We start from the raw sequence: 21184 nt of genomic DNA, 5'->3' as shown, positions 1-21184 counted from the left end.
ATTAACGACACGCCCGCCGCCGCCGCTCGCCAGCTTTACAGCGCCGAGCCCCGCCTTGCCTTTAGCATCGTGAGATGCGGCCGGTGACTACTTCCCCCTCGGTCGGCAATACCGGGGTTGATACCTGCTGCGACGGACCCGCGTTGCAAGTGCCTGACACCCGCGACGCCGGATGGCAGCGCAGCGCGCGATGGGCCCGGCGGCTGGCGTGGGTGAGCCTGGTGGTGATGCTTTCCGAGGGCGCGATCGGGCTGTGGCAGGGCCTGGCGGTCGGGTCGGTCGCGCTGACCGGGTGGGCGCTGGGCAGCGCGCCCGAGGGGCTGGCCAGCGCGATGGTGATCTGGCGCTTCAGCGGCTCACGCACCCACTGCGACAAGTCCGAGCGACGGGCCCAGCGCGGGGTCGCGGTCTCGTTCTGGTTGACCGCGCCATACATCGCCGCCGAGTCGATTCACCACTTGGTCGAGGGCAGGCACGCCGAGACCTCGCTGATCGGTATCGGGCTGACGGCGCTGGCTCTCGTCCTGATGCCGACATTGGGTTGGGTCAAGCACAGACTGGCCGCGCGACTGGGCTCCGGGGCGACCAAGGGCGAAGGTACCCAGAACTACCTGTGTGCTGCCCAGGCCGCCGGGGTGCTGATCGGTCTGGCGATCACCGCCAGCTGGTCCGGTGCTTGGTGGGTGGACCCGGTGATCGGGCTCGCCATCGCCGGGATCGCAATCTGGTCGGGCATCCGGGCCTGGCGCGGCGAGGATTGCGGCTGCTGATCGGACGAAACGGCCTGGCGAGCGTGCGCGTTTGCCCGCGACCCGCCGTCCGACGATGTACATGCACGCACGCTCGGCGGGGGATCGGGTGATCAGTCCAGGCGGTAGCGGATCAGCCGAGAGCTGTTGACCACAACCGCCACCGACGACGCGTTGTGCAGGATCGCGGCGAGTACCGGCGACAGCGCCCCGCCCGCGCCGATGAGCAGTCCCGCGGCGTTGACCGCGATGGACATCCCGTAGTTCTCCCGGATCACGTCGACCGCCCGCGCGCCCAGGTCCCGCACGTCAAGCAGGCGGTGCAAGTCGTCGTTGGCCAGCGCCACGTCGGCGGTCTCGACGGCGACGTCGGTGCCGGCCAGGCCCATGGCGATTCCGATGTCGGCGGCGGCGAGCGCCGGGGCGTCGTTGATGCCGTCGCCGACCATCCCGACGACGTAGCCGTCGTTCTGCAGCTCGCGTACCACCTCGAGCTTGTCCTCCGGCATCACCTCGGCGCGCCATTCGTCGATGCCCAACTCCCGCGCGACCACCTCGGCGATCTCCGGGTGGTCCCCGGTGAGCATGACGATCCGGCGAACGCCATTGGCGCGCAAATCCTTCAGGACATCGGTTGCCTCGGGTCGCACCTCGTCGCGCAGGCTGATCAAGCCCACCAGCTTGCCGTCCACCGCGAGCAGCAGCGGGGTCTCGGCCTGGCGCCGCAGCTTGTCCACCCACTCCGACGCCTTCTTGGACACCCGCACTTTTTCCGAACGCAGCAGGCCCGGGCTGCCCAGCAGCAGGGTCCGGCCGTCGGCCCAGGTCCGCATGCCCAGGCCGACCAGCACCTCGCACTCCTCGTGCGGCGGGATGCTGATGTGGCGTTCCTCGGTCGAGCGGATCACCGCCTCGGCCAGCGGGTGCCGCGAGTGGATCTCCGAGCTGGCGGCGTAGGCCAGCACCTGCTCGGGCTCCCAATCCTTGTGCATGGCAACGATATTGGTGACCACCGGCCGGCCCACGGTCAGCGTTCCGGTCTTGTCGAAGACGATCGCGTCGAATCGGCCCGCCTGTTCCAGATGCGATCCGCCCTTGATCAGGATGCCGCGGCGCGCGCCGTTGCCGATCGCGGCGCTGATCGCCGTCGGAGTGGACAAGCCCACCGCGCAGGGGCAGGCGATGAGCAGCATCGTCATCGCGCGCCGGACGTCGCCGGTGATCAGCATGGTGATTGCCGAGACGATGAACGACGTCGGCACGAACCGCCGGGAGAAGTTCTCGCCGACCGTCTGAATCGGCGCCCGATCATGTTGCGCCTCTTCGACTCTGGTGATGATGCGGCCGATGGTGGTTTGCTTGCCGACGGCGCGGGCGCGCACCACCAGCCGCCCCCGCTCGACGACGGAACCCGCGTGCACGTGTGTTCCGGCCGTCACCGACACCGGCAGGTTCTCCCCGGTGATGGCCGACTGGTTGACGATCGCCTCGCCGTCGAGCACCTCGCCATCGACCGGGATCGCCACGTGGTCGTGCACCACCACCTCGTCGCCGATCTGGACGGTGTCCATCGGCACCTGTATCTCGGTGAGGTCGGCCAGCCGGATCCAGGCGGTGTCCTGGTTGCCGCGCAGCAGCTCGGAGATGGCTCGCCGGGTCCGTCGCAGGGTCAGGTCCTGCAGGTACTCGCCGATGTTGAGCAGCCACAGCACGGTGAGCGCAACGACGTTCTCGCGCAGAATGAGGCTGGCCACGGTGGCTGCCGATACCAGCGCGTCGGTGCCGGCCCTACCTGAGCGCAGTGAGCGCAGGGCGCCGCGCAGGAACGGGTAGCCGGTGAAGACGGTGACCCCGGTGGCGACCAGCCGGCCGCTGGGCCCCAGCAGCGGCGGGCGCGCGAACACGTAGCGGCGCACTCCGAGCAAGGTCAGCGCGGCGCCGCCGATGACCATGCGCAGCACGTCGGCGTTGCGGATCTCCGACGAGTGCGGCGCCCGCGCGGGGATGAGCTCCGCAGCGACGTGCGCGGCGCCGCTGATGGACGCCAGCACCGCCGCGCGGTCGCAACGCGTCGGCGAGTACCAGACGACGACGGACCCGGTGCGCGGGTACGCGTGCACCACGCGGACACCGTTCTCCTTGGCTACCGCCTCTTCGACCGCCACGGCCCGCCGGGAATCGGAGCGCACCCATGCCACCTGGACGCGCATCCGTCCGGCCGCGTCCGAAACCACTTGCAGGGCGGGGTCTTCGGGTGATGCGATCTCTTCGACAACCGCGAGGGCCATGCGGTGGCGATCAGTGCTCGTGCTGATGGACGTCACCGACGGCGGGAGTGGGTGCTTCCTCGCCGATGCGCTCGCGGGCCTCGGCCATCACGTCGGCGATTTTGAGCCGCGCCGATTCGGCGGCCTCCTCAGCCCTACGGGTCCCGCGCAGCCCTAGGGCTGCCGCCGATACCGCCGTCTCGTGCAGCGGCGCCTTGGCCAGCCCCTTGCGCAACAGCTCGTAGGCCGTCACCCCGGCCAACCCGGTGACCACCGTCGACGCCGCCTTGCCCAAGAGCCCGTAGACCGCCATCGCCCTACCTTCCGCTGCTGCCGTATTGTTCTTTCCGACGACGCTAACATCGAAATATTGCGATATCAACATGTATCTGCCGGTGGAACGGCGCCTGGCCGCTACAGGACTCTCGTCACCTTTTCGGTGTCGATCCGGTGTTGCAGCGCCTTCGGGTCGGGATTGGCGACTTGAACCAGGGACCCGCCGACGGACAACACCGCCAGCAACCCGTCGACCACGTCTTCCGCCGTGTTCCACGCTGCGGTGGACAGCACTCGATCGCCCGCCGTCAAACCCCTTGTAGCCGCGGAGTTTTCGCAGTCGGTCACCAGTTCGTCCACCGATCGGCCGGCGAGTGCGGGACCGGGATGGCGCTCGGGGACGATCTGGTCGCCGTGCACCCGCACCGCGGTCGCGTAGTCGGTGACCCCGACGGGCAGGTCGGGCGCCGGGCGGCCGAAGGCGTCCAGCGACAGCACCGCCACCTCACCTCCTGGGCCGCCGCCGACCGCGGCGTCCGCGTCAGCCAGCCGCTCGGCCGTACACAGAGCCAGGTCTGCGGGGCCGTCAAGCACTACCTCGGCGCCGATCCACCAGACCCCGAACAGCACCGCCGCGGTCTGCCAATGCGCCGGCAGCAACACCGCGACCCGGCTCCCCGGACCGGCGGCCAGCTCGTCTCGCAGCAGGTTGCCGGTCTTGGCGGCCCAGTTGGCCAGCGTCACCGCGGACAGCTCGATGCGCTCTCCGCTGGCGTCGTCGTAGTAGGTGATGCGCGGGCCGACCGGGTCGGCCCGCAGCAGCGGGTCCAGGATCACCCCGCTCAGCGTGCTCAGTTGATGCATTCCGGCTTGTCGGAGCCCGCGGTGAGGATCGGCGATGGCGGGGGAGCGGTGCCGTCGGGAGAGCCGCCGCCGGACGTGCGGGGCGGCGTGACAGCGCCGGAAAGTCCCGAGCCGGGGCCGGTGTAGTCGTTGGCCAGTACCACCCGAACCGATCCGGCCGGCACCGACGCATCGGCGACCACCGGTAACCCGCCCAATTCCTTGGCGACCTCCTGGGCGCCCATGTCGTCGGGCTTGGCGGCACGCACCTGGCTGTTCTTCACATGCCCGCCGTCGTTGTTGCCGACGGAGCCGGTGGCGAATCCCTTGGCGCTCAACACGTCCGAGACCGCGGCGGCCAATCCGTTGATGTCGGTGTCGTTGACGACGTTGGCGGTGGTCTTGGCGGGCGTGTAGGCCAGCTGCTCGGTTTTGCCCTGAGATTGCTCGTGCAGCAGGCCGTCGACCCACTGCTGGACTTGGCGCGGGTCGATCCGCACCACGCTTTGCATGCCGTCGTCGCTCCAGCCGGAGCCGTCGAGTACCGGGATGGTGGCGAAGGCGACGTTGCCGCCGGCCAGCTTCTGCAGCTGCTGCATGAAATCCATGATGTCCCAGCCCGACGACAGCACTACCGACCGCTGCACGGCGGCCTCCAGCCGTTTCAGCGTGGCCGGGCTGGACAACGTCTTGCCGGAGATGACCCGGTGTGCCAGCGAGGCCATCACCACCTGCTGACGCACCACCCGGTCCAGGTCGCCGCGCGGGAGCTCGTGGCGCTGGCGGACGAAGCTGAGCGCCTGCGGCCCGTTCAGCTTCTGCCGGCCGGCCGGAAAGTCGGCGCCTGAAAGTGGTTCGTACACAGCCTCTTTGAGGCACACGTCGACGCCGCCGAGCGCATCGGTGATCAACGCGAAACCCAGCAACCCGATCTCGGCGTAGTGGTCGACAGTGACGCCGGTCAGGTCGGCGACCGTCTTGATCAGTGCCTCGCGACCCGCCTCGGTGCCCTGCGCTGCGGCCTCGCCGGCCGACGCTCCGGCTTGGACCAGGCGGGTCCGCTTGATCTCCCTGGTCTGGCCGTAGACGCCGTTGATCTTGGTCTTGCCCAAACCGGGGGCCTGGACGTAGGAGTCCCGAGGAATCGAGATCGCGGTGGCCGACCTGCCGTTGTTCGGTATCCGGATCAGGATGATGGTGTCGGTGTTGGTGGCTTCCTCGTCGCCGGCCCGCAATGTCGCCAATTCCTCGGCGGACAGAGCGTTGCCGTGGGCGTCCGTGCGGCTGTCCAGGCCGACGAGCAAGATGTCGATCGCGCCGTCGTCGCCGCCCTTGCCCAACGAGGGTGCCGACATGTGGAAGATGCCGTCCTGGAACGAATGAACATTGCTCCACGCGACCCCGGTGCCGAGGACGACCGCAACAGTCAGCACAGTGGCAACCACACGAACCACACGTTGCACAGGCATCACAATAGGTTACTTGCGACACACCCGCTTGGCGGGAAGCTAACCCCCGGCGTGCCCGAGGCACGCGTCCGGCATGCCAGACTCGAACACATGTCAGAACGGCTCGTGATCACCGGCGCCAGCGGACAGCTGGGCAGTCGTTTGGCGGCACGGGCTGCTCACCAGGGCCGCGATGTGGTGGCGCTGACGTCGTCGGACTGGGACGTGACCGACGCGGGCGCTGCGCAGCGGTTCGTACAGCGTGGCGACGTGGTGGTCAATTGCGCGGCCTACACGAACGTCGACGCTGCCGAGAGCGATGAAGCCGGCGCCTTCGCGGTGAACGCCGAAGGCCCCGAACTCATCGCGCGGGCCTGCGCACGCGCCGGAGCGCGGCTGATTCACATCTCCACCGACTTTGTGTTCGGCGCGCAGCCGGCGGGGTCCGACCCACACCCGTATGAGCCGAGCGATGACACCGCGCCGCAGGGTGTGTACGCGTGCAGCAAGCTGGCCGGCGAAAAGGCGGTGCTGGCAGCGCTGCCGGATGGGATTGTGGTGCGGACCGCGTGGCTCTACACCGGCGGCAACGGCAAGGACTTCGTCGCCGTGATGCGCCGGCTGGCCGCCGATGAAGGGCCGGTGGACGTGGTCGACGACCAGATCGGCTCGCCGACCTATGTCGCCGACCTGGCCGACGCGGTGCTCGAGGTGGCAGACGGTCGCGCGCGGGGGCCCATCCTGCACGCCGCCAACCAGGGCGCGGTATCCCGATTCGAGCAGACCCGCGCGGTGTTCGAAGAATGCGGCGCCGATCCGCAGCGGGTGCGGCCGGTCAGCACCGCGCAATTTCCGCGGCCGGCGCCCCGCCCGCACTACTCCGCGCTGGGCAGCCGGGAGTCCGCCGAGGCGGGCCTGACGCCGTTAAGACCCTGGCGCAGTGCACTTGTCGCTGCACTGGCAGCAAGTCACAGCCGCGCCTGTGTCGAACGACCGTTACCCTCTACGCGTGACTGACGTGCTGCCGGTCGTGACGGTGACCTACTCGCCGGGACCCCATCTGGAGCGGTTCCTGGCTTCGTTGTCGCTGGCCACCGAGCGTCCGGTGAGCGTGGTGATGGCCGACAACGGGTCCACCGACGGGGCACCGCAGGCCGCGATCGAGCGCTACGACAACGTGCGGCTGTTCGAGACCGGAGGCAACCTCGGGTATGGAACCGCCGCGAATCGCGCCATCGCGCAACTCGACAGCGATGACGAGTGGGTGATCGTGGCCAACCCCGACGTGCAGTGGGGACCGGGCAGCATCGACGCCCTGTTGGACGCCGCGACCCGCTGGCCGGGGGCCGGGGCGCTCGGACCGCTGATCCGTGACCCCGACGGGTCGGTGTACCCGTCGGCGCGCCACCTGCCCAGCCTGATCCGGGGCGGCATGCACGCGCTGCTCGGGCCGGTCTGGCCGGGCAATCCGTGGACGGCGGCCTACCGCCAGGAGCGGCTCGAGCCCAGCGAACGCGTGGTGGGCTGGCTGTCGGGATCGTGCCTGCTGGTGCGCCGGTCCGCCTTCACCGAAATCGGCGGTTTCGACGAGCGCTACTTCATGTATATGGAGGACGTCGACCTCGGCGACCGGCTCGGCAGGGCCGGCTGGCTGAGTGTGTACGTTCCGTCCGCCGAAGTGCTGCATCACAAGGGCCACTCCACCGGCCGCGACCCGGCAAGCCACCTGACCGCGCACCACAAGAGCACCTACATTTTCCTGGCCGATCGGCATCCCGGTTGGTGGCGGGCGCCGTTGCGCTGGGTGCTGCGGGGATCGCTGGCGGTGCGCTCCCGTTTGATGGTGCGCAGTTCGCGTCGCAGACTGCTCAAGCTCGGAGAAGGGCGGGATTGAGTTGACTACCCCGGTCGACGCGGTGGTGCTGGTCGGCGGTAAGGGCACCCGGCTGCGGCCGCTGACGCTATCGGCGCCCAAGCCGATGCTGCCCACCGCCGGGATGCCTTTTCTCACCCATTTGTTGTCGCGGATCGCGGCCGCCGGCATCGAGCACGTGATCCTCAGCACGTCGTATAAGGCCGCGGTGTTCGAGGCCGAGTTCGGCGACGGGTCGAAGCTGGGCCTGGAGATCGACTACGTGACCGAGGAGCAGCCGCTGGGCACCGGTGGCGGCATCGCCAACGTGGCCGACAAGCTGCGGCACGACACCGTGATGGTGTTCAACGGCGACGTGCTCTCCGGCGCCGACTTGGGCGAGCTGCTGGAGTTCCACCGGGCCGAACAGGCCGACGTCACCCTGCACCTGGTGCGAGTGGGCGACCCGCGGGCGTTCGGCTGCGTCCCCACCGCGGACGGCCGCGTCACCGCATTCCTGGAGAAGACCCAGGACCCGCCGACCGATCAGATCAACGCCGGCTGCTACGTCTTCAAGCGCCACATCATCGACCGGATACCGCGGGGCCGAGAGGTGTCGGTGGAACGCGAGGTGTTCCCGATGCTGCTCTCCGACATACACATCACGATCTGCGGTTACGTCGACGCCAGCTATTGGCGCGACATGGGCACACCGGAAGACTTCGTGCGCGGATCGGCGGATCTGGTGCGCGGGATCGCGCCGTCACCGGCCATGGGCGGCCATCGCGGCGAGCAGTGGGTGCACGACGGCGCGGCGGTGGCTCCCGGTGCGGTGCTGATCGGCGGGACCGTCGTCGGGCGGGGCGCCGAGATCGGCCCCGGCGTCCGGCTGGACGGCGCGGTGATCTTCGACGGCGCGAAGGTCGAGGCGGGCAGCGTGATCGAGCGCTCGATCGTCGGCTTCGGTGTGCGCATCGGTCCGCGGGCGCTGATCCGCGACGGCGTGATCGGCGACGGCGCCGACATCGGTGCCCGTTGTGAGCTGCTACGCGGCGCCCGGGTGTGGCCGGGTGTCTCCATCCCCGACGGCGGCATCCGGTATTCGTCCGACGTCTGAGTCGCCTTCGTCTAGCTGTTGCCTTCGTCGAGATCGACGCTAGCGTGGCGTCCACTCGATCTTTTCCGCGCTGGCGTCGATCTCGACGGAGGTGTCGGTACCGCGGATCACGATGTGCCGCATGGCCGAAGTATTCATGGCAGCGATGCCGTCGATTCAGGTGAGCTGACCGAGCATCAGCTCCGACGTTGGTATCGGCCGATATTTCGCGACGTGTACGTGCCCAAGTCGGCTGCACCGTCGCTGAACGATCGCATGCTCGGCGCGTGGCTCTGGTCGCGTCGGCGCGCGGTCGTGGCGGGTGCCGCAGCCTCCGCGCTGCATGGAGCGCAATGGGTGGACGCCGACACGCCCGTCGAACTCGTCGCGAAAAGCGCTCGGCCGCAAGCTGGGCTGGTGGTGCGCAACGAGACCCTCGGGTCCGACGAGGTCACGTGGCGACGGCGCCTTCCTGTCACGACAGTCGCGCGCACCGCCTACGACCTCGGTCGTCATTTGCCGCGCGGCCAGGCATTGGAACGACTCGACGCGCTGATGCGAGCCACGCCGTTTTCCGCAGAAGACGTCGGGGTGTTGGCCAAGCGCTACCGGGGCGCGCGAGGTCTGCGGCAGCTTGAGGAGTTACTGCCGCTGGTGGATGGTGGCGCCGCGTCGCCCCGCGAAACCTGGTTGCGGCTATTGCTCATCGACGCCGGTTTGCCCAAGCCGACCACACAGATACCCGTCGTGGACGGTTGGTATTTGGTGGGTGTGCTCGACATGGGTTGGGAACACTTCCAGGTCGCCGCGGAGTACGACGGCGACCAGCACCGCACCGACCGTCGACGCTATGTCAACGACATCAATCGAAACGCCAAAGTTCAGGACAAGGGCTGGATCACGATCCGAGTGGTCGCCGAACATCGGCCGGATGATGTGGTCAGACGGGTGTATCAAGCGCTCATTCGTCGCGGCTATCGCCCAGATCGACGTTAGCGTGGCGTCCACTCGCAATTCCCCGCGCTGGTGTCGATCTCGTCGCCCGCTGCACCAGGTACCGCAGCGCGTGATCGGTGCCGGACGGCAGGGCGTCGGCCGGCCACCATCGCAAGTCGTCGGACTCGTCGCTGAGCGCGATCTGCGCGCCGGCCGGTGCCTGGGCGACGAACTGCAAATCCAGATGGCGGGTCGGTACGCCGAGTGAGCAGGTGACCGGATGGACATGGATGGCGGCCAGCTCGGGCGCGATGCGCAGACCGGCCACCCCGGATTCCTCGGTGGCCTCGCGCAACGCCGCGGCGACGATGTCGTCGTCGTCCTCCTCGCAATGCCCGCCCAGCTGTACCCAGCGACCCAGGCGCGGATGCAGGGTGAGCAACACCTGAGCGCCGCTGTCGTCGAGCACCAGTGCCGAAGCGGTGATGTGGCCCGGCACGCATTCACGAAGGCAGGCGTCGTCGCGGGCCAGCACGAACGCCAGCACTGCCTGCCGCAACGAGTCCTGGGCCGGGTCGGGCGCCTGCCACCGCGTCAAGGTCGCGATCGTGGACTCCCGGACGCTCACCGCGATCCCCGCCGGGTCCGGCGATCCCGCAGCGCCGCCCACGCCGATCGGCATTGCGCCACGACGTCGCGCGACAAGCCCAAACCGTCGACAAGCACCCGGGCATCCACCAGGTCGAGCGCCTTTTCGGTTTCGTTGGCCTTCAGCAGCAGATCCACGTCCTGGGCCAGTTCGGCGCTGGCATAGTCCGGCGGGGCAATGGGCAGCTGCTCGGCTTCGGCGGGTTCCAGCTCCAAGATGCCACCGCCGTAGCTGCGGCCCATGATCTCGGCGAAGGCGAACGTCGCGCTGTTGTGGAAAACCGTGGCAAGTGCGGCCGGATCGAATTGCCGGCTAATCCTGACGCGGTGGACGGTATCGGTGCAGGTTGCCGCGGTGGCGTTGACGGTCAGGCGGGGTGCCAAGTGGATCTGGCGCAGCAGGAACAGGTCCGGAATCCACAGCGACGGCGTGCTCCACCACGGCTTGCGGATCGAGCACTTGTAACCGCGGTGCACGCCGGCGGCCTCGCCGGCGCGGATGTGTGCGACGAGTGCCGGGTCGGTCGGTTGGTGCGGTGCGTCGAGTAGCCAGGTCCGGTGATTGACGGCGACGTCGCCGATGCGGCAGTCGGCGTCGTACACGAGGCCGCTCAGCTGGGAGCTGCGGGAGACGAGCGGTACGCAATGCTCGGTCAGCCCGAGCGTGCGGGCCTGCGCATCGGTGAAGGTGAAGAAGCTGTTGCGGCCCGTCACGATGCCGACGTCGACCTCGGCCACATCGCCCAGCCGCGCCATGACGCCGGATGACCTGAGCGTCCGCAATAGCTCGATCTCGGCGGGACGCAGGAAATACTTGGTCCACTTCTCCTTTTCGTGCAACAGGGCGGGAGCCCGGGCGACGTCCAGGTCGGCGTGTGCGAGGGCGTCGGCATCGCCCAGGCTGACCGTGCGGATCTGTGCGGGTCCGGGACCGGCGAGCCCGCAGAACAGCACCACTTCCTGCAGGATGCCGTCGAACACCAGCCGTTGGAAGGTCAGCAGCGTGATCTCGGCGAAGCGGCTGACCAGAAAGTCGCGCAGCTGTGCGGCATAGCCGACCTGGAGCAACTCGGCGGGCAGCACCAGGCCCACCCGGCCGCCGTCGCGCACCAGCACCGTGCTGGCGACGACGAACGGGACCCAGGCATTGGTCAGCTTGGTCGGGTTGAGCCCGACGCCGCGCATCAGCTCCAGGGCCGGCTCGCGCTGCTCTGACGGCCAATTGCCGAACCGGATGTAGGGCGGATTGCCCGCGACCCCGTCCCAGCTGCCGACGCCGGCGTCGCGCACCCAGGTGAACAGGTTCGCCGCGTCGACCGGAGCGAAGGCCCGCGACTTCGCGGCCTCGTCCGCCACCAGTTCCACGCCGCGGACTTCGCCGCTCAGCGCGGCCAGCTCACGAAGGACTGCGCCGTCGCCGCAGGACGGCTCGAGGATTCGCGGACCGGCCTGCCGTACCCAGCGGGCCAGGAACCGGGCGACGGGCGCAGGCGTGTAGTAGCCGCCGCGGATCTTGTCAGCGGACGCCGCCGCCTTGCCCGCGAACGTCCGCATGGGATCAAGTATCGCCTTACTTGTGGATCAGCAGGTCCGCTAGCGCATCCAAGGGCACCGGATCTCGCAATCCGGCCGGCTCTTCGGCGTAACCGATCGCGACGGCGCCCAACGGCTCCCAGTCGGCCGCCAGCTGAAGCTCGGCGCGGACGAGGTCGGCCGCGAAGATCGTCGAGCCGATCCAGCAGCTGCCCACTTCACGCACCGCCAACGCCACCAGCAAAGCTTGCACGGCCGCTCCGACCGCGACGGTGAACATGGCGTGTTCGGCGTCGGTGCGGGCGGCATCGGGGTAGGCGTGTGCGCCGTCGGGAACCAGGAACGGGATGACGACCTCGGGCGCGTCGTAGAGGATCTGGCCGCGCGCCACCCGGCGTTCCACCGAGTCGGCGGGCCGGCCGTCGCCGGTGAGGTCGGAACGCCACTTGTTTTTCATCCGGTCCAGCAGCCGGGTCCGGAGGGCCGGGGTGCGCAGCCAGACAAACCGCACCGGTCGGGTGTGGTGGGGGGCCGGCGCGGTGAGGGCCTCCGCGACGGCGGCCTCGATCAGTTCCGGGGGCACCGGCTGGTCGCTGAACCGGCGCACCGACCGGCGCAGCAGCTGCGCCTGCCGCCGGCCCATCTCCAGAGCCTCGGCGGTGCCGAGCCAGAACAGGTCTTCGGGGCCGGGCCGCAGCAGTTGCCGGGCCGTCGAGCCGTCGTCGGTCACCACATGGCCGGGCAGTCCGCGCACCACGGCCACCGGCAACGCGGTCAACTTTCCCTTGACCAGATCGGCGGCCGCGGCGACCTCGTCGGCGACCGCGATCTCGGTGACCACCAATTCGTTGCCGTGCCGGTCGACGGAACCCGAATAGTTGTGCAGCACAGCCAGGCCGGCCGAGCCGACGGCGGCGTCGGTCTGGCCGTTGCGCCACGCGCGGCCCATGGTGTCGGTGATGACCACGCCGACGGTGACGCCGAGCCGCTCGCGCAACTCGGCGCGCAGCCCGGCGGCGCTGGCGTCCGGGTTGACGGGCAACAGCGCGAGTTCGTCGCGGCCGACGTTGGATCCGTCCACGCCGGCGGCGGCCTGCACCAGCCCGAGCCGGTTCTCGGTGATCAGGGTTCGGCCTTTGCGCGCCAGCACGCGCACCGCCTCGTCGTCGACCAACTTGCGGCGCAATTCGTCTCGGCTGTCCGGATCCTCAGGCGCCGGCACCAACCGGCCCTCGCACTTGGACACCACCTTACTGGTGACTACGACGACATCGCCGTCGCGCAGCCAGGGCGCGGCCGCCGCGATGGTGGCCGCCAGGTCGTCGCCGGGTCGGAATTCGGGAAGCCCGGTGACGGGCAGGATCTCGACCGGCGAACCGGTGCCGTGTTCAGTCACGCCACGCCCGCGAGTTCTAGCCCGGCGCTGACCATTTGTGCCGTTGCTTTCGGGTCGCTCATCAGCAGCGGTACCGAGCGCACCGCGACACCCTCGATTTCGGCGTCGGAGTCGGCCGGGTCGTCGTGCACCAGCCAGCAGTCCAATATCCCGGTGGCGGCGCGCGCACCGTAGTGCCGGCCCACCGCCTGTGCGGTGGACTCCACCCCGATCACTTTCAGGCAGGCATCGGCCATGCCGCGCAACGGCTTTCCCCCGATGATCGGCGAGTAGCCGACGACGGGGGCGGTGGTCGCACGCAGCGCTGCGCGGATACCGGGGACGGCCAGGATGGCGCCGATGCTGACCACCGGGTTGGACGGCGCCAGCAACACGATATCGGCATCCGCGATGGCCGTTGTGGCTTCGGTTGCAGCGCTTGCCTTTTCGGCGCCGATGAAAGCGAAGCTGTGGGTGGGCACCTGGGCGCGGTAGCGCACCCACCACTCCTGGAAGTGGATCGCCCGCCGATTGCCGTCGGCCGGATCGGTGATCACCACATGTGTCTCACACCGGTCGTCGCTGGCGGGGATCAGCCGGGCATCGGGCTGCCAGCGGTCGCACAGCGCCGCGGTGATCTGCGACAGCGGATAGCCGGCGTTCAGCATCTGGGTGCGTACCAGGTGGGTCGCCAAGTCCCGGTCCCCGAGCTCGAACCAATCGGGCTGCACACCGTAGCGCGCCAGTTCCTGCTTAGCGTGCCAAGTTTCGTCACGGTGACCCCAGCCGCGCTGCGGGTCGACTCCGCCGCCGAGGGTGTACATGCAGGTGTCCAGGTCCGGGCAGATGCGCAGTCCGTGGATCCAGGCGTCGTCGCCGATGTTGACGACGGCGGTCAGCTCGTGCCCGGTGCTCGGTTCCTCGGTTGACGCGAATTGACCCAAACCGAGCAGCTGCTGCACGCCTAGCAAGAAGCGGGCGCCGCCGACCCCACCGACCAGAACGGTGACCTTCACGTCGTTTGACAGTACTGCCCGGCGAAAATGTCGTCTGGGTCGGCCGAATTCGCCCATCGTGATGCGAACTCTGTAACGGGCTGATATTAGTGGTAATGCAGTGACTGTAGAGACGATTGTGACTGCGGCTGAAGGCAATTGTGAGCAGTCGCACTAGACACGCCGAAGGCCAACCGTGACAGAAACGCAGAAATTTGATCACGAGATGGTATTGAAATGCGCCAAAATGCTTGACCGGGCAGGCCAACCCGTGTCTAATCACATCAGTGTCATTTCCCGGTTGGCCGGCCGGTTCCGGTGTCGCAGACCGAGATTCGATCACTTGTTCGAATTGTCTGTACATCACAACAGCGCCAAACATTCACTCTCCCAAAGCATCTGAGGAGGCGGAGGAAGCATGTCCTACGAGCACCTTCGGGGCGTACTGGCAAGCACACCGCACACCACTGTGGGCTCGCCGCCGGCGGCAATTACTCGGCCGCATTTGACTGTGGTTCCCGAAGCGCCCGCCGCTTTCGAGCCCGAACCCCTGCCGACTACCCCAGATCAATGGCAGGACCGCGCATTATGCGCGCAAACGGATCCGGAAGCCTTCTTCCCCGAAAAGGGTGGATCGACCCGCGAGGCCAAAAAAATCTGCCTGGGTTGCGAGGTGCGCCATGAATGCCTCGAGTACGCCCTGGCGCATGACGAGCGCTTCGGCATTTGGGGCGGTCTGTCCGAGCGGGAGCGCCGCCGCCTCAAGCGCGGCATCGGCTGACGCTGGCTCCTTCAGTCGTCGTCGATCGTCGGGTCGATGACCGAGGGCTCAACGTCCAGATAGATGGCGACTTGAGCCACCAGGATTTCATGTAGCAATTCGGCGAGTTCGACGGTGTCCTTCGCCCGTCGCTCGATCGGCTTGCGGAACAGGACAATTCGCGCCCGGGTCGCGTTGCCGCGGACGTCGACGCCGGCCGGGATCAATCGCGCGAGCGCGATCGGCCCGTCGGCGATGACCTCGGGTGGCCATTGCACGCTCTCGGGGTCCTTCGCGGCGATGCGCGGAATCTCGTCCACCGCGACGTCGAGCTCGGCCACCCGTTCGCGCCAGCGTTGCTCGATGGGTTCATAGGCTTCCAGCACCGCCATGTCGAACCGCTCGGCGCGGGTGCGCCAGCCCGGGACGGTCGGCGGCAGCAGGGGACCGCGCATATCGCGGCCCCGCCGGGAAGTTCGGTGCGCAGCCGAGCGGCCGCCCCGCGGGTAGCTGCGCGAATCGCCCACGCGCCGATGGTAACGGTTGCACATCCCGCCCCGACCGGTTGCGCGTGTCCGGCGCTTCGCGGCGTTTCCGCACGATAGCCTTTCGGTCGTGAACGTACCCCGTCGCTGTTGCCGGCCCGGGTGTCCGCACTATGCCGTGGCGACGTTGACGTTCGTCTACTCGGACTCGACGGCGGTAGTAGGTCCGCTTGCGACCGTGCGGGAGCCGCATTCGTGGGATCTGTGTGTCGGCCACGCCGGCCGCATCACCGCACCGCGCGGGTGGGAGTTGGTTCGGCACGCCGGGCCCCTACCCACTTTGCCCACCCATCCCGACGAGGACGACTTGGTGGCCCTGGCGGATGCGGTCCGCGAAGGTGGTCCATCTGCGGCCGCGTCTGGATTCGGCGGGGCCCGCGCGCCGGTGAACGGCTTTACCGACCCGTTGCAGCATGCGGGTGCCCAGGCGACCCATGCGACCATGCCCAGTGGTGGTGTGTTGGCACCACCCGAGCATCGCTCGGGGCGCCGCCGTGGACACCTACGGGTGTTGCCCGACCCTGCTGACTGACGCCGCAGGTTCCGACCCGCTTCGCCCGGCTACGCCGCGCTCGCGATCGCCACGGGGTCTGATGGTGGCGACCCGCTTCGCCCGGCTACGCCGCGCTCGCGATCGCCACGGGCCTGGTCCGGCCCGTGCTCGGCCCGGGCCGTTAGGCTGGCGGCCAAGAGGCGCAATCAGTCCAAGTTCTCAGGAGCCACCGCATGTCTCGGACCGCCGCGGCTGTCCACCGTGTCATCAAGGCTTACGACGTGCGCGGGCTGGTCGGCGAGGAGATCGACGAGTCGCTGGCCGCCGAGCTGGGCGCGGCATTCGCCAGACTGATGCGTGCCGAAGATGCGCGGCAGGTGGCGATCGGCCACGACATGCGGGATAGCTCTCCGTCCCTGGCGGCCGCCTTTGCGGCCGGGGTAACCGGCCAGGGCCTCGACGTGGTGCGGATCGGGTTGGCGTCGACCGATCAGCTTTACTTCGCCTCCGGTTTGCTGGATTGTCCCGGGGCGATGTTCACCGCCAGCCACAACCCGGCGGCCTACAACGGCATCAAGTTGTGCCGGGCGGGCGCCAAGCCCGTCGGCGCCGACACGGGGCTTGCCGTCATCCGCGACGAGGTCATCGCCGGTGTCCCGGGCTATGACGGACCACCCGGTACCAGCTCCGACCGGGATGTGCTGGCCGACTACGGCGCGTACCTGCGTTCGCTGGTGGACACCTCCGGACTGCGCCCGCTGCGGGTGGCGGTGGACGCCGGCAACGGCATGGCGGGGCACACCGCCCCGGCCGTGCTCGGCGCGATCGACTCGATCACGTTGCTGCCGCTGTACTTCGAGCTGGACGGGTCGTTCCCGAACCACGAAGCCAACCCGCTCGACCCGGCGAACCTGGCAGACCTGCAGGCCTACGTCCGCGACACCGGCGCTGATATCGGGCTGGCCTTCGACGGCGACGCCGACCGCTGCTTCGTGGTCGACGAACGCGGCGAACCGGTGTCGCCGTCGACGGTGACCAGCCTGGTGGCCGCTCGTGAGCTCAACCGCGAGATCGGCGCCACCATCATCCACAACGTGATCACCTCGCGCGCGGTGGCTGAGCTGGTCACCGAGCGTGGCGGCACACCGCTGCGCTCACGGGTCGGCCACTCCTATATAAAGGCGCTCATGGCCGACACCGGCGCGATCTTCGGCGGTGAGCATTCGGCGCACTATTACTTCCGCGATTTCTGGGGTGCGGACTCGGGGATGCTGGCCGCGCTGTACGTGCTGGCCGCCCTCGGTGAACAGGAGCGCCCGTTATCCGAGCTGACCGCCGACTACCAACGCTATGAATCGTCCGGCGAGATCAACTTCACCGTGGCCGACGCGACGCAGTGTGTGGACGCCGTCCTGAAGTCTTTGAGCACCAGGATTCATTCCATCGATCATCTCGACGGGGTGACGGTGGATCTTGGCGACGGCAGCTGGTTCAACCTGCGCAGCTCCAACACCGAGCCGTTGTTGCGGCTTAATGTGGAGGGCCGCACCACCGAGGACGTCGACGCGGTGGTTGCGCACGTCAGGGCTCAAATCGCCGCTCAGTCGGCGCCCGAAGGCGTTCTTCCGTGAACACCGCTGGCACCGTCGATCTCGAAGACACCGAGGGTCTGCTGGCCGCCGACCGGCAAGGGCTGTTGCGTGCTGCATCGTCGGCAGGCGCGCAGGTGCGTGCGGTTGCCGCCGCCCAAGACGAAGGCGCGCTGCAATCGCTCCGTACCGACGACCGGCCGCGAACGGTGATCTGGGTGGCCGGCCGCGGTACCGCCGAGACGGCCGGGGCCATGCTGGCCGCGACGATGGGTGGCACGGCCGCCGAGCCGATAGTCGTCGCCACCGAGGCGCCGCCTTGGATCGGGCCGCTGGACGTGCTGGTCGTCGCGGGCGACGACGCCGGCGACCCCGCCCTCGTCGGCGCCGCCGCGACCGCTGTCCGTCGGGGATCACGGGTGGTGGTGGCGACGCCGTATGAGGGCCCGCTGCGGGACACCACTGCGGGCCGCGTCGCGGAGCTGTCGCCGCGGCTGTGGGTTTCCAACGAGTTCGGCCTGTGCCGCTATCTGGCTGTCGGTCTGGCCACCCTGCAGGCCGTGGACCCGAGACTCAGCGTGGACCTGGCGGTGCTGGCCGATGAGCTGGACGCCGAAGCGCTGCACAACAGCGCGGGTCGCGAGCTGTTCACCAACCCGGCCAAGATGCTCGCCGCACGCATGTCCGGCCGGCGGCTGGCGCTGGCCGGCGACTCGGCCGCCACACTGGCGCTGGCCCGGCACGCTAGTTCGGTGTTGCTGCGAATCGCTGACCAGGTTGCTGCCGCCACCGGGCTGACCGAAGCGATGGCGGCACTGAGCATCGGGGCGGCCGATAGATTTCAGGATCCCGCCGACGCCCTGTTCCACGACGAAGAAATCGACGGGCCGCCGCCTGACCGGCTGCGGGTGCTGGCGCTCACTTTGGCCGCCGAGCGGATGGTGGTCGCCGCCCGGGTCGCCGACCTGCACGACGTCGACCTGGTTGCCGCCGGTGATGTGCCGGGCCTGCCGGACGTAGCCGGCACTTTGCCCACGCCCAGCCGCCCCGAGCAGCAACTGGCTATATTGGCCGTTCGACTGGAGATGGCCGCGGTTTATCTGCGACTGGTGCGGGGATAGATACACAAGTGGAACTGCTACGCGGAGCGTTACGGACATACGCGTGGGGATCGCGCACCGATATCGCGGAATTCACCGGGCGGCCCGTTCCCGCTGCTCATCCCGAGGCCGAGCTGTGGTTCGGCGCGCACCCCGGCGACCCCGCGTGGCTGGAAACCCCGGACGGCGAAGTCTCGCTGCTGCAGGCGCTGGTCGCCGATCCGGAAGGCCAATTGGGCAGCGCGTCCCGGGCCCGGTTCGGCGATGTGCTGCCGTTCCTGGTCAAGGTGCTGGCGGCCGACGAGCCGCTTTCGCTGCAGGCCCATCCCAGCGCCGAGCAGGCGGTCGAGGGTTACCTGCGTGAGGAGCGACTTGGAATTCCGGTGTCAGCGCCTACCCGGAACTACCGCGATACCAGTCACAAGCCGGAGTTGTTGGTAGCGCTGCAGCCGTTCGAGGCGCTGGCCGGATTCCGCCAGGCCTCGCGTACCACCGACCTACTGCGGGCGCTTGCGGTCTCCGACCTCGACCCGTACATCGAATTGCTGAACGACCAGTCCGACGCCGACGGTCTGCGCGCGTTGTTCACCACCTGGATCACCGCACCCCAGCCCGACATCGACGTGCTGGTGCCCGCCGTCCTCGACGGAGCGATTCACTACGTCAGTTCTGGCGCAACGGAATTCGAGGCCGAAGCCAAGACCGTCCTGGAGCTCGGCGAACGCTATCCCGGTGACGCCGGCGTGCTGGCCGCTTTGCTGCTCAACCGCATCGATCTGGCTCCCGGAGAGGCGATCTTCCTGCCGGCCGGCAATCTGCACACGTATCTGCGCGGCTTCGCGCTGGAGGTAATGGCCAACTCCGACAACGTATTACGCGGCGGCCTCACCCCCAAGCACGTCGACGTGCCCGAGCTGTTGCGGGTGCTCGACTTCGCCCCGACCGCCGAGGCCGAACTACGCACGCCGATTCACCGCGACGGTCTGTCGCTGGTCTACGACACCCCGGCCGACGAGTTTGCGGTCTCGTTGCTGGTGCTCGAGGGTGAGCATCTGGGCCACGAGGTAGACGCGGCGTCGCGCCACGAAGGCCCCCAGATCCTTTTGTGCACAGAGGGTTCCGCGACGGTGTACGGGAAATCCGACTCGCTCACCCTGGACCGCGGCATGGCGGCCTGGGTGGCCGCCGACGACGGGCCCATCCGTCTACTCGCGAACGAACCCGCCAAGCTGTTCAGGGCGACGGTCGGGCTGTAACGGCGTTTGCACGGGTTTCCCGTCGTTCGCGAAGCCACAACCGCATGTTGTGCCGCATCGCACGGCCGATGATGCGCGGCGGGGGGATCATGTACAGGCTGTCCAACAACGAGAACCGGCGCAAAAACCATTCGGCGAGAACGGGTTCGGTTTCGGCGGCGCCGAGAAACTGGTCGAACAGGGCACCCGACGGACGCCACCACCACGGGATGGTCTCCGCCTCGGCGTGGTGGAAGGTGATATCGCCGATGGCGTTCATCATCCACACCGGATAGGTCGTCTTGGCGGTGGCACGGTTGATTTCGGCGGCCAGTTGGTCGTCGGGGAATTCAAGTGCCCGTCGCAGATGACCACCCTGTAGCGACGTCATAGTCATGCCCTGGCCGAAGGTGGGGTTGAAGCTGGCCACGGCATCGCCGAACGCGACGATCCCGATCGGGAAGCGCTCCAGCTTGTCGTAGCGGCGCCACTTGCTGGCCGGGAAAGCGTGAAATGCCGGTTCTCCCAAGGGTTCCGCGTGGGCCAGCGCCGCGCTGAAGTGGGACGGCAGCAGGTGGTCGGCCAGCGCAAGCATCTGGGGAAACGTCTTCGGCGGTTTGGCGTTGGCCACCCCGAAGGTGGTCAGCACCCAGGTGCCGTCCTCGTAGCACAGCATTCCCAGCCCCAGCGATTCGTCGTGTGAGGCGCCGGCGACCACCACCTTCTCCCGGATCAGTCCTTCGGGGATGCGGAACTGGTGGGTGGCATAGCTGATGCCGATGTCCACTGTGTCCTCGGGGGGGCGCTGATATCCCCACTGCGTCAACCACACCGGCAGCCGGGTGCCACGTCCCGCCGCGTCGACCACCAAGTCTGCGGCGACGAACTCAGAGTCGCCGTTGCTGTCGGGATCCAGCAGCACGCCTGTCACCCGCCGGCGGGTCCGGTCGAACCGTGGCTCGAGGACGTGGCGCTGGATGACTTCCACGTTCTCGATGTCGAGGACCCGCCGTCGCAGCTGCCATTCCAGGTGGGGACGGCTGGGCACGTAGGCGGTGAACTCCTTGCGCAGGGTGTGGCCCGTCCCCAGGACGTGGCCGGCGGCACCGAGGTAGATGCAGTCTGGCCGGTTCTCCAGCATCGGCACGCCTGCGTCCACCATGTCGGCCAGCAGTCCGGGAAACAGATTCTCGAACTCCATTGCGCCACGGGCCATCAGCATGTGTAGGTGCCGGTCCTGGGGTACCGCGGCGCGGTTCGCCGCTTCGCTCGGCAGATCGTCGCGCTCGAAGACCGTCACCCGGGAGTAGAAGTCCGAGAGCACCCGTGCCGCGCACAACCCAGCGATGCTGCCCCCGATGACGACCGCGTGGTCCCGCACGATTTCCCCTTGATCGCGCACCAACGCGAGGTTACTAGGTACTGTGCCGTCACAACCAGTAAT

The 21184-nt window shown here is 68.4% G+C and carries 20 protein-coding genes; 10 read left to right on the top strand and 10 right to left on the bottom strand.

From position 1 onward, the window contains the following. Positions 1 to 83 precede the first annotated feature (83 nt). Positions 84 to 770: a cation transporter gene (locus A5791_RS14290; RefSeq protein ID WP_369828073.1), complete on the top strand. Its 687-nt coding sequence runs from the start codon at positions 84 to 86 to the stop codon at positions 768 to 770. Between the two features lie 92 nt (positions 771 to 862). Here the strand turns inward: A5791_RS14290 and ctpC are convergent, their stop codons facing one another. From ctpC to A5791_RS14270, 4 genes are all read right to left on the bottom strand, one after another. Beyond that, complete coding sequence (gene ctpC, locus A5791_RS14285; RefSeq protein WP_067237562.1) at positions 863 to 3037, bottom strand: manganese-exporting P-type ATPase CtpC; 2175 nt, start codon at positions 3035 to 3037, stop codon at positions 863 to 865. A 10-nt stretch (positions 3038 to 3047) separates the two neighbouring features. Then, positions 3048 to 3329: a DUF1490 family protein gene (locus A5791_RS14280; RefSeq protein WP_067237558.1), complete on the bottom strand. Its 282-nt coding sequence runs from the start codon at positions 3327 to 3329 to the stop codon at positions 3048 to 3050. 101 nt (positions 3330 to 3430) lie between these two features. Then, the gene (locus A5791_RS14275; RefSeq protein ID WP_067237554.1) at positions 3431 to 4156 is read right to left on the bottom strand and encodes a TIGR03089 family protein; all 726 of its coding nucleotides are present in this window, start codon (positions 4154 to 4156) and stop codon (positions 3431 to 3433) included. After that, positions 4144 to 5607: an LCP family protein gene (locus tag A5791_RS14270; protein WP_369828071.1), complete on the bottom strand. Its 1464-nt coding sequence runs from the start codon at positions 5605 to 5607 to the stop codon at positions 4144 to 4146. Before A5791_RS14270 ends, A5791_RS14275 begins: the two co-directional genes overlap by 13 nt. Before the next feature lie 87 nt (positions 5608 to 5694). Here A5791_RS14270 and rfbD point away from each other — a divergent pair, with 87 nt between their 5' ends. The 4 genes from rfbD to A5791_RS14250 all read left to right on the top strand — a co-directional run bounded on the left by rfbD (position 5695) and on the right by A5791_RS14250 (position 9527). Continuing rightward, on the top strand, positions 5695 to 6600 hold the full coding sequence (gene rfbD / locus A5791_RS14265) for a dTDP-4-dehydrorhamnose reductase (RefSeq protein ID WP_067237547.1): 906 nt from the start codon (positions 5695 to 5697) through the stop codon (positions 6598 to 6600). Further along, complete coding sequence (locus A5791_RS14260) at positions 6593 to 7477, top strand: glycosyltransferase family 2 protein (protein ID WP_067237543.1); 885 nt, start codon at positions 6593 to 6595, stop codon at positions 7475 to 7477. Before rfbD ends, A5791_RS14260 begins: the two co-directional genes overlap by 8 nt. 1 nt (position 7478) lies before the next feature. Beyond that, positions 7479 to 8552, top strand: coding sequence for a sugar phosphate nucleotidyltransferase (locus A5791_RS14255; protein WP_067237540.1), 1074 nt, complete (start codon positions 7479 to 7481; stop codon positions 8550 to 8552). 213 nt (positions 8553 to 8765) lie between these two features. Beyond that, positions 8766 to 9527: a hypothetical protein gene (locus tag A5791_RS14250; RefSeq protein WP_231995903.1), complete on the top strand. Its 762-nt coding sequence runs from the start codon at positions 8766 to 8768 to the stop codon at positions 9525 to 9527. Here A5791_RS14250 and A5791_RS14245 read toward each other — a convergent pair. The 4 genes from A5791_RS14245 to cofD are packed head-to-tail and all read right to left on the bottom strand — an operon-like array spanning position 9493 to position 14039. Then, positions 9493 to 10095 (bottom strand): NUDIX hydrolase, encoded by a 603-nt coding sequence (locus tag A5791_RS14245; protein ID WP_197504690.1) that lies wholly within the window; start codon positions 10093 to 10095, stop codon positions 9493 to 9495. The two genes, A5791_RS14250 and A5791_RS14245, sit on opposite strands and share 35 nt — an antisense overlap. Beyond that, positions 10092 to 11669: a class I SAM-dependent methyltransferase gene (locus A5791_RS14240; RefSeq protein WP_067237533.1), complete on the bottom strand. Its 1578-nt coding sequence runs from the start codon at positions 11667 to 11669 to the stop codon at positions 10092 to 10094. The genes A5791_RS14245 and A5791_RS14240 overlap by 4 nt, the downstream gene beginning before the upstream one ends. A 16-nt stretch (positions 11670 to 11685) precedes the next feature. Further along, positions 11686 to 13044, bottom strand: coding sequence for a coenzyme F420-0:L-glutamate ligase (locus A5791_RS14235; protein ID WP_067237529.1), 1359 nt, complete (start codon positions 13042 to 13044; stop codon positions 11686 to 11688). Beyond that, the gene (gene cofD / locus A5791_RS14230; protein WP_067237526.1) at positions 13041 to 14039 is read right to left on the bottom strand and encodes a 2-phospho-L-lactate transferase; all 999 of its coding nucleotides are present in this window, start codon (positions 14037 to 14039) and stop codon (positions 13041 to 13043) included. The genes A5791_RS14235 and cofD overlap by 4 nt, the downstream gene beginning before the upstream one ends. 397 nt (positions 14040 to 14436) lie before the next feature. Here cofD and A5791_RS14225 point away from each other — a divergent pair, with 397 nt between their 5' ends. Next, positions 14437 to 14799 (top strand): WhiB family transcriptional regulator, encoded by a 363-nt coding sequence (locus A5791_RS14225; protein ID WP_369828070.1) that lies wholly within the window; start codon positions 14437 to 14439, stop codon positions 14797 to 14799. Positions 14800 to 14810: 11 nt separating this feature from the next. Here A5791_RS14225 and A5791_RS14220 read toward each other — a convergent pair whose 3' ends face one another. Further along, a complete protein-coding gene (locus A5791_RS14220; RefSeq protein WP_067237740.1) occupies positions 14811 to 15233 on the bottom strand; it encodes a metallopeptidase family protein in 423 nt (140 codons plus the stop codon). Positions 15234 to 15393: 160 nt separating this feature from the next. Here A5791_RS14220 and A5791_RS14215 point away from each other — a divergent pair, with 160 nt between their 5' ends. From A5791_RS14215 to manA, 4 genes are all read left to right on the top strand, one after another. Beyond that, positions 15394 to 15855, top strand: coding sequence for a DUF3499 domain-containing protein (locus tag A5791_RS14215; protein ID WP_067237523.1), 462 nt, complete (start codon positions 15394 to 15396; stop codon positions 15853 to 15855). Between the two features lie 194 nt (positions 15856 to 16049). Beyond that, positions 16050 to 17447: a phosphomannomutase/phosphoglucomutase gene (locus A5791_RS14210; RefSeq protein WP_067237519.1), complete on the top strand. Its 1398-nt coding sequence runs from the start codon at positions 16050 to 16052 to the stop codon at positions 17445 to 17447. After that, the gene (locus tag A5791_RS14205; RefSeq protein WP_067237516.1) at positions 17444 to 18526 is read left to right on the top strand and encodes a TobH protein; all 1083 of its coding nucleotides are present in this window, start codon (positions 17444 to 17446) and stop codon (positions 18524 to 18526) included. The genes A5791_RS14210 and A5791_RS14205 overlap by 4 nt, the downstream gene beginning before the upstream one ends. 8 nt (positions 18527 to 18534) lie before the next feature. Further along, positions 18535 to 19761, top strand: a complete 1227-nt coding sequence (manA, locus tag A5791_RS14200; protein ID WP_067237512.1) for a mannose-6-phosphate isomerase, class I — start codon at positions 18535 to 18537, stop codon at positions 19759 to 19761. On the opposite strand, the gene A5791_RS14195 is transcribed toward manA, so the two are convergent. Further along, complete coding sequence (locus A5791_RS14195) at positions 19739 to 21121, bottom strand: NAD(P)/FAD-dependent oxidoreductase (RefSeq protein WP_156661285.1); 1383 nt, start codon at positions 21119 to 21121, stop codon at positions 19739 to 19741. The genes manA and A5791_RS14195 overlap by 23 nt on opposite strands. Positions 21122 to 21184: the final 63 nt, after the last annotated feature.

The organism is Mycobacterium sp. 852002-51163_SCH5372311 (assembly GCF_001667115.1).
GTDB lineage: Bacteria > Actinomycetota > Actinomycetes > Mycobacteriales > Mycobacteriaceae > Mycobacterium.
Note: the sequence above shows the minus strand (reverse complement) of the source record. Positions and strands in the feature narration are given on the sequence as shown.

Excerpts from the sequence above, each read along its gene's own strand:
- ctpC (WP_067237562.1), bottom strand. The coding sequence starts at position 3,037 with ATGGCCCTCGCGGTTGTCGAAGAGATCGCATCACCCGAAGACCCCGCC.
- A5791_RS14280 (WP_067237558.1), bottom strand. The coding sequence starts at position 3,329 with ATGGCGGTCTACGGGCTCTTGGGCAAGGCGGCGTCGACGGTGGTCACC.
- A5791_RS14275 (WP_067237554.1), bottom strand. The coding sequence starts at position 4,156 with ATGCATCAACTGAGCACGCTGAGCGGGGTGATCCTGGACCCGCTGCTG.
- rfbD (WP_067237547.1), top strand. The coding sequence starts at position 5,695 with ATGTCAGAACGGCTCGTGATCACCGGCGCCAGCGGACAGCTGGGCAGT.
- A5791_RS14240 (WP_067237533.1), bottom strand. The coding sequence starts at position 11,669 with ATGCGGACGTTCGCGGGCAAGGCGGCGGCGTCCGCTGACAAGATCCGC.
- A5791_RS14225 (WP_369828070.1), top strand. The coding sequence starts at position 14,437 with ATGTCCTACGAGCACCTTCGGGGCGTACTGGCAAGCACACCGCACACC.
- A5791_RS14220 (WP_067237740.1), bottom strand. The coding sequence starts at position 15,233 with ATGCGCGGTCCCCTGCTGCCGCCGACCGTCCCGGGCTGGCGCACCCGC.
- A5791_RS14210 (WP_067237519.1), top strand. The coding sequence starts at position 16,050 with ATGTCTCGGACCGCCGCGGCTGTCCACCGTGTCATCAAGGCTTACGAC.